Origin of the sequence: Neorhizobium sp. DAR64860/K0K1, from assembly GCF_050500205.1 — a bacterium.
Lineage (GTDB): Bacteria > Pseudomonadota > Alphaproteobacteria > Rhizobiales > Rhizobiaceae > Neorhizobium > Neorhizobium soli.
Genome location: NZ_CP191458.1, coordinates 233,941 through 246,522 on the forward strand (window position 1 = coordinate 233,941; position 12,582 = coordinate 246,522).

The window sequence follows — 12,582 nt, forward strand, 5'->3', positions numbered from 1 at the left end:
AAAGCGACCGAAGAGTGCGACAGACGCGTGGACCGACACTGGAGACTCTGCTGCGAGAGGGCGGAAAAGCCGCCGCCGGCACGCATGGCGTCGAGGACCTGGTATCCGTGAAACTGTGGAAGAACCCCTGCTGGTTGTCGTTCCGGTTCAACTTTCTGGCGCTGCAGTTCAACGAGCCGATCTACCGACTGATCGAAAAGGAACACGGCCTGGCGCGGCCGGAATTCGTCGTCATCTATTCGCTCGGCCTGTCCGACGGACTGACGGCCAGTGCCATCTGCAATTCCTCGGGCTTTCCGAAGAACACGATCAGCCGGGCGATCCAGAAGCTGATCGACAAGAACATCGTCCGTCGCGAAATCGACCAGGCGGACCTGAGAAGTTTTGTCCTCTACATCACCGAGGAGGGCAGACGCATCGTCGATCAGGCCATGCAGCCGATGGTGGAGCGCGAGAGAGCCATGATCTCGTCGCTGACGCCTGCCGAACAGCTGATGTTGTCGGAACTGCTCGCCAAGGTCGTCGTCGATTCACCCAACTGGCCATCAATGACAACAATAGAGGAGAACGAAGAATGACGGCTTCCAAGACATTCCGCACCATCGTGCTCGCCACCGGCTTGCTCGGCGGCGTTTCGGGCGCAGCACTTGCCGCCGACCTCACCATCGGCGTGCGCGCCGGTCCGCTGTCGATCGATCCCGATTTCACCGCCGCCGGCACTCACGCCGAGGCGATGAAGCACATCTACGACTCGCTGATCAAGTCGGGCAACAATCTCGAACTCGAGCCGGGCCTTGCCACCAGCTGGACCGCGATCGACGACACGACCTGGGAATTCAAGCTGCGCCCTAACGTCAAATTCCATGACGGTTCGGACTTCACCGCCGAGGACGTCAAATTCTCGATCGAGCGTATTCCGAAAGTCGCCGGCCCGAACCCGACAACCATCTACGTCCGCCGCGTCAAGGGCGTAGAAATCGTCGATCCGCTGACGATCCGCGTCAAGACGGACGGACCGGCGCCAACCCTGCCCAACGATTTCATCCGTCTGTTCGTGGTGTCGCACATCGCTGCCAAGGATTATTCCGACAGCGCGGAAAAGGCCTCGGAAGGTTTCAATTCCGGCAAGGCCGCGATCGGGACCGGTCCTTACAAGTTCGTGTCCTGGACGCCGAAGGAGCAGCTGGTTCTTCAGAGCTTCGACGGTTACTGGGGCGGCAAGGAGCCGTGGGACAAGGTGATCCGTAAGGAGCTTCCCAACGACGCCGCCCGCGTTGCACAGCTGAAGGCCGGCCAGGTCGATCTGATCGCCCGTATTCCGGCATCCGACGTGCCGACGCTGGAAACGGATTCGAAGCTGACGATCGTTCGCCAGGACAGCGTCTACCTGTTCAACATGGCTTTCGACTTCCGCGAAAAGTCGCCGCAGGTGAGCGCCAAGAACGGCTCGCCGCTGCCGAAAAACCCCTTCATCGACCCCCGGGTGCGTGAAGCCTTCGATCTTGCGATCGATCGCGAAACCATCACCGAGATTGCCATGGAAGGCATGGGCACCGTCCAGTCGCAGCTCGTGACACCGAACATCTTCGGCTACAATCCGGATGTGAAGCCCGCACCTTCCGATGTCGAGAAGGCAAAGAAGCTGCTCGCCGACGCCGGTTATCCCGATGGTTTCAAGGTGACGTTCTCCTTCACCAACGACCGCCTGCCGGGAGACAAGGACACCGGCACGACGATCGCCCAGATGCTGACCGCGATCGGTATCCAGGTGGAAGCCAACGCACAGCCCGGCGCCGTCTATTTCCCGGCCAACACGCGCGGCGATTATTCGCTGACCATGTCCGGCTGGGGCACGCTGACCGGTGAGGCGAACTACACGCTCTCATCGCTGGTTCACACCAACGATCCGACCAAGAAGCTCGGCGCCTTCAACATCCGCGGTTACTCCAACCCCGAAACGGACAAGCTGATCGAGGCGGCCGGTGTCGAGATGGATGCGGGCAAGCGCGAACAGTACCTGAAGGACGCCAACGCGCTGGTTGCTTCCGATCGCCCCAATCTTTCGATCGCTTCGATCGTATCCGCCTGGGGCATGAAAAAGACCATCACCATCGTGCCGCGTTCGGACGAAGACACACTGGCCATGAACATCAGGCCTGCGAAATAGCCTCCACGCCAACCGGAGGTAAACTTGGCCGGGCAGTTTTGCTGCCCGGCTTTTTTATTCATGGGAAGGAGAAGATCATGGGCAAGATTGCACTGGCGATCCATGGCGGCTGCGGCGTGATGGCAAAGCTCGGCCTCAGTGAGGCGGAATGGGAAGCGGCGCGCGTCGATCTCGGTCATGCGTTGAAAGCCGGATGGGCGGTGCTGAGCACCGGCGGCTCGGCGCTCGATGCTGTTCAGGCGTCGGTCGTGGTGCTGGAAGACAGCCCCCATTTCAATGCCGGCTATGGCGCAGCCCTCAATGCCGCCGGCGAGCACGAACTCGACGCCTCGATCATGGATGGCGCGACGCTTGAAGCAGGCGCCGTGACACTGGTGCGGCGCATCCGCAATCCCGTCAAGGTGGCGCGGCGGGTGATGAAAAAGGGCGAAGTGGTGCTGATGGGCGGCCACGCGGCCGACGAGTTCGCGAAGGTCGAGGGGCTGGACGTAGTTGAACCCGATTACTTCACCACCGAGAAACGCGTGAAAGCGCTGGCTGCGATGAAGGCGCATGCGGCGGCCGGCACGGCTGCAGCGGCGAGCGAATCCGAAAAGCACGGCACGGTGGGTGCCGTCGCGCTTGATAGTGCCGGACATCTAGCGGCCGCAACCTCCACCGGCGGCTACAACAACAAACCCGTCGGTCGCATCGGCGATACCCCGATCGTCGGCGCCGGCACCTATGCCCGCGACGGTCTCTGCGCTGTATCTGGCACCGGCAAGGGCGAGTTCTTCATCCGCTATGCCGTCGGCCATGAGGTCGCAAGCCGCATCGGCTATCTCGGCGAAACCGTGGAGCAGGCGGCGTCGACGGTGATCATGGAAGACTTGAAGCCGCACGCTATCGGTGCCGGACTTGTGGCCGTCGGAGCCGACGGAACGATCGCCACACCTTACAACACCGACGGCATGTTTCGCGGCTGGGTCACACCTGACGGCGAATTCTTCGTTGCTACCCACGACGTGGTGTTCAGGATCGAGTAAGGCGACCCGGAGATTGCGGAGGCCGCTGTTACGGCGGCCTCGCGGCGCTTAGATTGCGCTGGCGATCTTGTCGGCGATGTAGAGTTCGCGCAGTTTGAGCGTCAGAGTCCCCGGCTTGCCGTCGCCGACGGGTTCACCGTCGATGCGGGTGACCGGCATGACGAAGTTGGTGGCGGATGTGATGAAGGCCTCCGAGGCATTCATCGCTTCATCGGGTGTGAAGGCGCGCTCGTCATAGGGAATGCCGGCTTTTTCGGCGAGATCAAGCACGCTTGCGCGCGTGATGCCGTGCAGGATTGCATTCGACAGCGGGCGGGTGATCAGCCTGCCAGTCTTGTCGATGATATGGGCGGTTGCCGAGCTTGCCTCCGTGACGAAGCCGTCCTCCACCAGCCAGGCGTCATCAGCGCCTTTCTCCATCGCCTGCATCTTGGCCATCGAGGGATAAAGCAGTTGCACGGTCTTGATGTCGCGGCGCTCCCAGCGCCAGTCGGGCAGCAGAGCGACGGACAGGCCGGTTGCGAGCTTGGGGTTCTCGATCACCGACTTTGCCTGGGTAAAGAGAACCAGCGTCGGTGTCGGATCCTTCGGAAAGGCGAAGTCGCGATCGGCGGGGCCGCGCGACAGCTGGAGGTAGATCAGGCCTTCCTTGAGTGCATTGCGGCGGATGATCTCGCGATGAACCTCCAGAAGTTCGCTGGCCGAAATCGGCAGGTCCAGACCCAGTTCCCCGATCGAGCGCTTCAGGCGGGAGGCATGGCCCTCGTATTCGAGAAGCTTGCCGTCAATGACGCCGGTCACTTCGTAGATGGCGTCTGCGAATAGAAAGCCGCGGTCAAAGACGGAGACCTTTGCATCGGCTTCGGGCAGCCATTCGCCATTCAAATAAACGATACGGGACAAGACAATCTCCTTCAGTATGTCGGGAATTCAAAACACATCGCCGGCGGCTCGCTTGAGTTCGGCGATGAAACCGTGCAGAGGCGCGAGCGCGGTATGCCCTTGCGGGTAATCAGGACGGCCGCGACTTCGCGGGGTGGCTGGAAGGGCAGTTGCACCAACCCCTGCAATGACTGGTGGGCTGCACTATAGGGATCGACAACCGCTGCCCCGACGCCAGCTCCGGCCAGAACCGCAGCCGTTGCGCAATAGCGCACCTCGACCCGCGGCTCGTAATCGATGCCCTCGCGATCGAAGGCATCGCGCAGCATCTGGCCCATGCGCGATTCCGCTTCGAGGCCGATAAAACCGTGTTCGGACAAATCACTGACCGTCACCTCCTGCCGACTAGCGACCGGGTGGTCCTTCGGCACGAGCGCGACCATATGGGTGCGCGACAGGATCTCTACGTTCACAGACGGATGCCGTTCCAGCGCGATCGCAAGACCGACGTCGGCGGCCCCGCTCTGCACAGCTTCGATGACGTGTTCGAGCCGGCGGACATCGTAAGCGACGGACACATCCGGACGATCCTTCAGGAACCGTGCGAGCGCCACCGGTGCGACCGTATTACCAAGCGGCGGCGTCGACATGACACGCAGCCGTCCCGATGTGCCATGCCGGATCGAGCGGGCGCGGGCGGAAAAGCTGCGCAGCATGCTGAAGACAGGCCGCACCTCTTCAAACAGAAGCGTGGCTTCTTCGGTTGGCTCAAGCCGCCGGTGCAGGCGCTCAAACAGCGTTATACCGAGCTGGTTTTCCAGCTGGCGGATGCCGTTCGAAACGGCGGGCTGCGAGATGCCCAGCTGCTCGGCTGCCTCCACGGTCGTTTCGCAACGCATCATGGCCCCGAAGATTTCGAGGAGGCGCAGCGAGATATCCGGCTTCTGCTCGGTTTCGGTCATGGCGTTCAGGTGAGAACTGCGCCAAGCGCCATCGCGACGGCGGCCTGGGTCGGATCGATCACGCGGATGCCGAGCTCATCTTCGAGTCTGCGGCGGTGGCCGGACATGCCGGCACAGCCAAGCACGATCGCGCCGGCGCCCATGTGCCGCAGTTTCAGCCCGGCTTTCACGAGAGCCGCATAGCTTTCCTCTCCATGGCCGCTGTCGGCGACGCTGATTGCGCCTTCAAGCGCGACCTCGCCGGCAAGCCTGCCATCGACGCCGAGGCGGCGAAGGTTGCGCATGTGACGGGGGATTGAACCTTCGGCGACTGCGATGACGCCGAAGAGATCTGCAAGCGCCAGGGCGCTCAGTACGCCGGCATCCTGGATGCCGTAGACCGGCTTGGTGGTGATCGACCGTGCAAGGTCCAGCCCGGGCTGCGAATAGCAGGCGAGCACATAGGCTGATGCATCCGGCCGGGATTCGATCAGGTCGGCAGTGCGCAACGCGGCTTCATCCACATGGCGCTGGGTGACGACGCCGGGCGGACCCTCATCGATCGTGACGCATTCGATAACGGGACCAGCCGGAAACTGCATTCCGGAGAGCGCCTCGCGCAGGCCTTCGGTGACGCTTTCCGAACTGTTCGGGTTGATGACGAGGATCCGGCCGACGGTTCTCATGGGGCGATCTCCACGCCGAAATTCTGCGCCGGATCGAATTCCTTGGCACGGTAGCCGGGCTTGCCGGTCAGGTCGATGGGGCTGCGGGCAATGAAACGACCACGACCACGGTCCGCCTTCAACTCGCCGTTCTCGACGATGACATCGCCGCGGTTCATGGTGAGGACCGGCCAGCCTTCGATCTCCATGCCCTCAAACGGTGTGTAGTCCATGTTGTCGTTCTGATCGGCAAGCGTTGCCTTGCGGCGGGCTTCCGGGTCCCAGATGCAGATATCGGCATCGTAGCCCGGTGCAATCGATCCCTTCTTGGCCATTCCGAATGTCCTGGCGGCATTGGTGCTCGAAAGCGCAACGAACTGCTGCAGCGTGATGCGGCCTTTCGTGACGCCCTCTGAATACAGATAGGGCAGGCGCATGGCGATGCCCGGCATGCCGTTGGAGATCTTCGGGTAGGGTGCATCCGCGCCGTTGGCAAACTTTCCGCTGGCATCGAAACGGTAGGGCGCGTGGTCGGAGGACACGCTCTCGAACGTGCCTGATTGTACGTGCCGCCAGAGCGCTTCCTGTGTTGCCGAATCGCGGAGCGGCGGCGAGCAGATGAATTTCGCCCCTTCCATGCCGGGCCGGTCGAGATCATCGCGTGTCAGAGCCAGATATTGCGGGCAGGTTTCGGCAAACAGTTTCGTGCCGGCCAGCTTTTCGCGCTGGACGATCGCAGCGCCGCCCGCCGTCGAGACATGGACGATGAAGAGGGCTGCATCGACGAGTTTTGCCAGAGAGACGGCCCGGTTGATTGCTTCTTCCTCGGCAAGCTCAGGACGGCTGATCGCGTGATATTTCGGCTCTGTCAGCCCTGCCGCCGCGAGCCGTTTGTTCATCCACTTCACCATGTCGTTGTTTTCGGCATGGACCATGGTGAGCGCCCCATGGGTTTTGGCAATCGTCAGGATATCGAGCATGCCGCCGTCGCCGATGTTCATGAGGTCGTAGGTCATGAAGACCTTGAACGACGTGATGCCCTTGGCAAACACGCCCGGCAGCTCTGCAAGAACTGCCGCCGAGGGGTCGGAAATGATCAGGTGGTAGGAATAGTCGAGCACCGAGTGCGGCGCGGCACGACCGTCATAGGTTGCGATGACATCGGCAATCGACTGGCCGCGATGCTGGGCTGCGAACGGGATGAACGACGAATTGCCACCGAAGGCGGCGGAGACCGAACCGGAATAGTAGTCGTCGGCGGTCATCACGCCCGCGGAGCTTTCCTGGGCGATATGAGCATGCGCCTCGATGCCGCCGGGAACGACCAGCTTGCCGCCCGCATCGATCCGGCGGGTTCCTCCGGCGATCTTTTCGCCGATCGCCGAAATCCGACCGTCGACGATGCCGATATCGCCATCGAATATGTCGGATGCGGTGACGATGCGACCGCCATGGATGACCATATCAAACGCTGTCATGTCGGTCTTTCCTTACACTTCGATGATCACGCCGGTCTGGCTCGTCAGGCGACCGTAATGCTCGATACGACGATGACGCTCGAAATCAAAGATCGTCTTCTTGCCAAAGTCGCATTTGGAGAAATCGCATTCGGCGATGATGAGCTCGTCCTCCTCGGTCACGGCGCGGGCAAGAACGAAGCCGTCCGGATCGACGATGATCGAGCCGCCCATCAGCGGGTGGCCGTCCTCATTGCCCGCCTTGGCGACGCCGACGACATAGGTCGAGTTCTGGTAGGCTCCGGACTGCATGGAAAGGTCGGAATGGAAAAGCCGCTTTTCCAACCCTTCGGCGCTCATCTGGCTGTTCACCGACGGCGTGTTGTAGCCGATCGTGACCAGCTCGACGCCCTGCAGACCAAGGCAACGGAAGGTTTCCGGCCAGCGGCGGTCGTTGCAGATCGCCATGCCCATGATGACGCCTTCGTTACGCCAGACGTTGAAGCCGAGATCACCGGGTTCGAAGTAGCGCTTCTCGAGATGCTGGAAGGCGCGCTCGGTATCGTATTCGGAATGACCGGGAAGATGCACCTTGCGATACTTGCCGACGATATTGGCTTGCCGGTCGGTAACGATCGAGGTGTTGTAATAGTGTCCGTCCGGCGTCTTCTCGCCGTAGCCGAAGGTGATCGCGATGTTGAGCTCGCGGGCGCGATCGAACAGCGGCTGCGTGGCGGCGTTGGGCATTTCCGTCTCGAACCAGAAATCGATTTCGGCCTGGTCTTCCATGTACCAGCGGGGAAAGAAGGTCGTGAGCGCCAGCTCCGGGTAGACGACCATGTCTGCGCCCTTGGATGCGGCTTCATCGAGAAGCGCAATCATGCGGATGACGACGCTTTCGCGGCTGTCGTCTTTCTGGATGGCGCCGAGCTGGGCACCTGCGATCTTCATGATGGTCATTGGAGTTTCCTTTCGAAAGCGATCAGGCGGCCAGGCGCCGCTGGAAATGACTGACGAGGCGCACCAGCGGCCACAGCAGCACGAGATAGATGAGAGCAGCCAGCACCAGCGGCGAGGCATTGTAGGTGACCGAGCGCGCCATGCCGGCATTGTAGAGAAGCTCGGACAGCGAGATGACGGAGGCAAGCGAGGTGAGCTTGACGACTTCCACGGTGTTGGACAGCAGGTCCGGGAGAACGTTGCGGACGGCCTGCGGCAGAACGACATGGGCGAGCGTCTGCACAGGGCTCAAGCCCGTCGACTGGGCAGCCTCCCACTGTCCCTTGGCGACCGAGATCAGACCGGCGCGATAGACCTCGGCGTAATAGGAGGAGTTGTTGAGCAGGAAGGCGATGACGACGGCGTAAAACGGCGAGATGTTGACCCCCGCAAAGGGCAGTCCGGCATAGATGAAGATGAGGAGCACCAGCGGCGGCAGGGCGCGGAAAAGATCGGTATAGGCGGTCGAGATCCAGCACAGCCAGCGGCGCTCGCTCATATTGCCGAGTGCTACGAACAGGCCGCCGATCAGGCCCAGCAGAATGACGGCGCTGCACAGCTTGAGCGTCATCCAGAGGCCGGACATCAGCAACGGCAACGACTGGCGCATGATGTCGAGATTGAAGAACTGGTCGATGAAGATATCCATGTCAGCCTCCTATCGCTTCTTCCAGGCGGTCCGGCTTTCCATCCAGCGGGCGAAGACCACCATCGGCAGGAAAATCACCAGATAGGCGACAACCGACATGGTGAGCGGCGTGGCACTGCCGGAAAAACTCTGCGCCGTCGTGGCGCTCGACAGGATTTCCGAAACGCCGATGGCCGAGCCGAGCGCGGTCATCTTGGTGATGGCCAGCACGCGGTTGACGAGCGGCGGGATTGCGAGGCGGACAGCCTGGGGCAGCGCGACATAGGCAAGCGTGCGGGTAAAACCGAGCCCGGTTGCGATGCCGGCCTCCCACTGACCCTTTTCGACAGACGAGAACCCGGCCCAGAATATCTCTTCGGCAAACGCTGCAAGGGTCGCCGCCAGAACGATGAACAGAACCATCGGGCCGGACAGCTGTATGCCGATCGACGGGAACCCGAAATAGAGGATCAGGATGACGACCAGAGGCGGCAGGGCGCGAAAGATATCGGCATAGCAGATTATGAAGAAATTGAGCGTCTTGACGCCATAGCTGCGCAGGCAGGCGAGCGCCAGGCCCGCAAGGATACCGGCCACGATAACCGCTGCGGCAATCTGCAGGGTGACCCAGATGCCGGCAATGATGTCAGGCGTATATTTTGCCATCACCACCGGGTTGAAGAAGGTTTCGAGGAACCGGTCCATCGCCGTTACCCGGAAACGCGCGAAAGGAACGCGCGGGTGCGATCGGCCTTGGGGTTGCCGAACAGCTCGTCCGGCGTGCCCTCTTCAACGACGACACCACCATCCATGAAGACAACACGATCGGCGGTTTCGCGGGCAAAGCCCATCTCGTGGCTGACGACGACCATCGTCATGCCCTTGGATTTCAGGTCCTTCATCACCTTGAGGACGGAGCCGACCAGTTCGGGATCAAGTGCCGAGGTCGGTTCGTCGAACAGCATGACTTTCGGATCGAGCGCCAGCGAGCGGGCGATCGCCACCCGCTGCTGCTGGCCGCCCGACAATTCACCGGGATAGGCGTCGGCCTTGTGCGCCAGGCCGACCTGTTCGAGCATGTCCATCGCCCGGGCATCGGCTTCTGCCTTCGAGCGCTTCAGCGCCTTCCGCTGGGCAAGCGTGACATTCTTGAGGACACTCATATGCGGGTAGAGGTGAAAGCCCTGAAACACCATGCCGATCTGCAGCCGCATCCGGTCGAGATCGCGGCGGGTACCGGCCATGATGTTGCGTCCGTTGACGATGATATCGCCCGATGTTGGCTGCTCGAGCCGGTTGCAACAGCGCAGCATCGTGCTCTTGCCGGAACCGGATGGCCCGATGACGAACACGAGTTCGCCCTCGGCGACCCTCAGGTCGATCTTCTTGAGGACGGTGGTGGTACCGAAGCGCTTTTCCAGCGCGACGACTTCGAGCATTGGGCGATTGGCCATTGTGGAACCTCCGGCAGGCACGATGCGGACAGATTTTGCCGGCTGGATCTCAACCGTGATCTCCATCGGAGAGTCGGTTGGCGGCCGGCTGCCGCATCCTGTCTGATCAAGGGGGAGGGCAGGCTACTGAGCGCCTGCCCGTGCTGTAGAGCGTTACTTCAGGTTATCGCAGGAGGCTTTGTGGTCGTCGTCCTTGTAGCCATCGAAGCCCGGCGTCCCGAAACCCTTGGTCGGGGTGACGATCGTGGTGCCAGCTTCTGGCGTGACGCCGAACCATTTGACCGAAAGCTTCGCCATCGAGCCGTCTAGCTTCAGGCATTCCATCGCACGATCGACGAGATCGCGGTTCTGCTCGTCGCCTTTGCGGAAGGAAAGAGCCCAGACGAGGCCGGTTTCGTATTCGAAGGAAAGTTTCAGGCGCGGGTTCTTCTTGACCGCCCATGCAGCGGCAGTATTGCCGGCAAGGTTGGCATCGGCGCGTCCCGCGATGACGGCTGCCACAGCGTCGGTATTGGTACCGTAGCTTTCGACCTTCCAGCCAAATTCCTTTTCCTTCTCCCGCAGGAAGCTGTCGTAGGCCGAGCCTTTGTTGACGGCGATCGTCTTACCCTTGAAGTCTTCGAGCGTCTTGTATTTAGGCGCATTGGCCGGCACGACGAAGCCAAAATTGGTGTCCATGAAGCCTTCGGTGAAGAGAAGGTTCGCGGCGCGCTCCTTGTTCACGGTGACGGGTGCGACAAGGAAGTCATAGGTGCCGGCCTGCAGCGCCGGGATAAGACCCGAGAACTGCGCTCCGGTCAGATCGACTTTCTTGCCGAGACGTTCGCCGATCAGGTTCGCCATATCGACGTTGAAACCCTCGATCTTGCCGTCGAGGGTTGGCATGGCGTGCGGCGCGAAGGTCGCGTCGATCGCGGTCTTGATCGTGTCTCCGAGGGAGTAGGCTGGCGTGCAGGCAAGCAGAGTAGCTAAGCCGACAAAGCCGGCCCTGATAGATGGTTTCATCGATGTTCTCCTACTGGCGGCTCCAGGCCTTTGCGGCCCTTGTTGACGCCAGTGTTCCACCGAACCTGCTGCGCTGCAATATAATTGATTATTATAATCGAACTAGAATTATATGATTGTCGAATAGTGATTGGGTCGATCGTCGTCGTTGTCGCAACCGGCCAATGGCGCATATTGCGTCAGCTCTGAAGAGGCTGAGGCTCTTTCGGAAGAAGTTCGCCTTCGATGCGGTAGTGCAAACCATCCGTGCGGTAGTCCACGTTGGCGACGCCGTTGAAATAGGTCGGCACAACGCGCTCCATCAGGCGGGAGCCAAAGCCGCGCCGCGTCGGTTCGCTCACGGCCGGCCCCTTGCTCTCGATCCATGTGAAGGCAAAGCCGTTTTCGCCGGGCGCCGTCCAGCGGATCTCGACCTTGCCGTCGGCCGTACTGAGCGCGCCATATTTGGTGGCATTTGTCGCAAGTTCATGGATTGCCAGTGCCAAACCCATGGAAGGTTGTGCTTCGAGCACCATCGGAGGCCCGAAGATATCGAAGCGGTCGGGGCTGTCCTGGTGCGGTTCGACGGATGTCCGTACAATCGTCTCGACATCTGCTGCGGACCAGTTCGTTGCCGTCAGCGTATCCTGTGCCCGGGCAAGTGCGTCGATGCGGGCCGACGCCATTTCACCGGCAAGCTTCACGTCTGTTGCATTGCGCAGGCTCTGGGATACGACGGCTTGAACCATCGCCAGCGTGTTCTTCATTCGGTGGGACAATTCGCGCTGCAACACACGCTGTTGGCGCTCCCGTTCCTTTTGCTCGGCAAGAAGGCGCTGCTGTTCGCGCACCAAGTCTTCGCTGCGCAGGCGTTCTTCCTGAAGATCATCAACCGCCTTGTGCATGACCTGGATCAGCAGAATGTCCACGATGACCACGCACGCGTAGAAGGTCAGAGCCACGAGGACCGACCCGTTGATCTCGAACATCGCAAACGGCGGTATAAACCAGTACCAGGCAGCCACGCCACAGGCCACGGCGCAAACGGCCCCTGGCCAGACGCCCGCCAGAAACGTCGTCAGGATTACCGCGGGGAAGAAGGTCAGATACGGGAAGCCCGGCGGCAGGAGATGGTCGCAGAGAAACCGCGCGTAGAGCGCAAGCCCGAACGCTGCAACCGCCACTCCCCAGCGCTTTCCCGGGGAAGCGCGGACGTGGTCGCTCATCTCGAACAATTGCATACGTAAGGGCTTCATTCCAAGTGGGTTCCCGCGGCGTTGCTTGTTCTTGGCTTGTTCGGGGTGTTCCGTCAATCAGCAACTAGAAAGGTACGTAATGTCCGACGGGATAAGGGACAAGTTTGGCAACACCGGTGAAAGC

13 protein-coding genes are annotated in these 12,582 nt (G+C 61.1%); 3 read left to right on the forward strand and 10 right to left on the reverse strand.

All coding sequences use genetic code 11. The annotated features are described in order from the left end of the window. Positions 1–14: 14 nt before the first annotated feature. From ACQY1J_RS01040 to ACQY1J_RS01050, 3 genes are all read left to right on the forward strand, one after another. Complete coding sequence (locus ACQY1J_RS01040) at positions 15–578, forward strand: MarR family winged helix-turn-helix transcriptional regulator (protein WP_430249756.1); 564 nt, start codon at positions 15–17, stop codon at positions 576–578. Next, positions 575–2,167: an ABC transporter substrate-binding protein gene (locus ACQY1J_RS01045; protein ID WP_430249757.1), complete on the forward strand. Its 1,593-nt coding sequence runs from the start codon at positions 575–577 to the stop codon at positions 2,165–2,167. The genes ACQY1J_RS01040 and ACQY1J_RS01045 overlap by 4 nt, the downstream gene beginning before the upstream one ends. Positions 2,168–2,244: 77 nt before the next feature. Beyond that, positions 2,245–3,192, forward strand: a complete 948-nt coding sequence (locus ACQY1J_RS01050; protein WP_430249758.1) for an isoaspartyl peptidase/L-asparaginase family protein — start codon at positions 2,245–2,247, stop codon at positions 3,190–3,192. A gap of 48 nt (positions 3,193–3,240) precedes the next feature. Here the strand turns inward: ACQY1J_RS01050 and ACQY1J_RS01055 are convergent, their stop codons facing one another. The 10 genes from ACQY1J_RS01055 to ACQY1J_RS01100 form a co-directional block, all read right to left on the reverse strand. Next, entirely contained in the window at positions 3,241–4,095 is an 855-nt protein-coding gene (locus ACQY1J_RS01055; protein WP_113166077.1) for a D-amino-acid transaminase, read from the reverse strand. Between the two features lie 11 nt (positions 4,096–4,106). Then, entirely contained in the window at positions 4,107–5,036 is a 930-nt protein-coding gene (locus ACQY1J_RS01060; RefSeq protein WP_430249760.1) for a LysR family transcriptional regulator, read from the reverse strand. A 5-nt stretch (positions 5,037–5,041) separates the two neighbouring features. Next, positions 5,042–5,701, reverse strand: coding sequence for an aspartate/glutamate racemase family protein (locus ACQY1J_RS01065; RefSeq protein ID WP_430249761.1), 660 nt, complete (start codon positions 5,699–5,701; stop codon positions 5,042–5,044). Further along, on the reverse strand, positions 5,698–7,158 hold the full coding sequence (gene hydA, locus ACQY1J_RS01070) for a dihydropyrimidinase (RefSeq protein ID WP_430249763.1): 1,461 nt from the start codon (positions 7,156–7,158) through the stop codon (positions 5,698–5,700). The genes ACQY1J_RS01065 and hydA overlap by 4 nt, the downstream gene beginning before the upstream one ends. Before the next feature lie 12 nt (positions 7,159–7,170). Then, entirely contained in the window at positions 7,171–8,097 is a 927-nt protein-coding gene (locus ACQY1J_RS01075; protein ID WP_430249764.1) for an N-carbamoyl-D-amino-acid hydrolase, read from the reverse strand. 22 nt (positions 8,098–8,119) lie between these two features. Further along, entirely contained in the window at positions 8,120–8,785 is a 666-nt protein-coding gene (locus ACQY1J_RS01080) for an amino acid ABC transporter permease (RefSeq protein WP_430249766.1), read from the reverse strand. A 9-nt stretch (positions 8,786–8,794) separates the two neighbouring features. Further along, the gene (locus ACQY1J_RS01085) at positions 8,795–9,469 is read right to left on the reverse strand and encodes an amino acid ABC transporter permease (protein WP_430249767.1); all 675 of its coding nucleotides are present in this window, start codon (positions 9,467–9,469) and stop codon (positions 8,795–8,797) included. A 5-nt stretch (positions 9,470–9,474) separates the two neighbouring features. After that, on the reverse strand, positions 9,475–10,218 hold the full coding sequence (locus tag ACQY1J_RS01090) for an amino acid ABC transporter ATP-binding protein (RefSeq protein WP_430249769.1): 744 nt from the start codon (positions 10,216–10,218) through the stop codon (positions 9,475–9,477). 153 nt (positions 10,219–10,371) lie between these two features. Beyond that, positions 10,372–11,223 carry a transporter substrate-binding domain-containing protein gene (locus ACQY1J_RS01095; RefSeq protein WP_430249770.1) on the reverse strand — a complete coding sequence of 284 codons (852 nt, stop codon included), beginning with the start codon at positions 11,221–11,223 and terminating at the stop codon, positions 10,372–10,374. Positions 11,224–11,402: 179 nt separating this feature from the next. Further along, a complete protein-coding gene (locus ACQY1J_RS01100) occupies positions 11,403–12,458 on the reverse strand; it encodes a sensor histidine kinase (protein WP_092663140.1) in 1,056 nt (351 codons plus the stop codon). Positions 12,459–12,582 lie beyond the last annotated feature (124 nt).

What these genes read in the sequence shown, in the direction of transcription:
- ACQY1J_RS01080 (WP_430249766.1), bottom strand. Translation starts at nt 8,785, where the DNA reads ATGGATATCTTCATCGACCAGTTCTTCAATCTCGACATCATGCGCCAG.
- ACQY1J_RS01045 (WP_430249757.1), top strand. Translation starts at nt 575, where the DNA reads ATGACGGCTTCCAAGACATTCCGCACCATCGTGCTCGCCACCGGCTTG.
- ACQY1J_RS01100 (WP_092663140.1), bottom strand. Translation starts at nt 12,458, where the DNA reads ATGAAGCCCTTACGTATGCAATTGTTCGAGATGAGCGACCACGTCCGC.
- ACQY1J_RS01085 (WP_430249767.1), bottom strand. Translation starts at nt 9,469, where the DNA reads ATGGACCGGTTCCTCGAAACCTTCTTCAACCCGGTGGTGATGGCAAAA.
- ACQY1J_RS01075 (WP_430249764.1), bottom strand. Translation starts at nt 8,097, where the DNA reads ATGACCATCATGAAGATCGCAGGTGCCCAGCTCGGCGCCATCCAGAAA.
- ACQY1J_RS01060 (WP_430249760.1), bottom strand. Translation starts at nt 5,036, where the DNA reads ATGACCGAAACCGAGCAGAAGCCGGATATCTCGCTGCGCCTCCTCGAA.
- ACQY1J_RS01090 (WP_430249769.1), bottom strand. Translation starts at nt 10,218, where the DNA reads ATGGCCAATCGCCCAATGCTCGAAGTCGTCGCGCTGGAAAAGCGCTTC.
- ACQY1J_RS01050 (WP_430249758.1), top strand. Translation starts at nt 2,245, where the DNA reads ATGGGCAAGATTGCACTGGCGATCCATGGCGGCTGCGGCGTGATGGCA.
- ACQY1J_RS01065 (WP_430249761.1), bottom strand. Translation starts at nt 5,701, where the DNA reads ATGAGAACCGTCGGCCGGATCCTCGTCATCAACCCGAACAGTTCGGAA.
- ACQY1J_RS01095 (WP_430249770.1), bottom strand. Translation starts at nt 11,223, where the DNA reads ATGAAACCATCTATCAGGGCCGGCTTTGTCGGCTTAGCTACTCTGCTT.
- hydA (WP_430249763.1), bottom strand. Translation starts at nt 7,158, where the DNA reads ATGACAGCGTTTGATATGGTCATCCATGGCGGTCGCATCGTCACCGCA.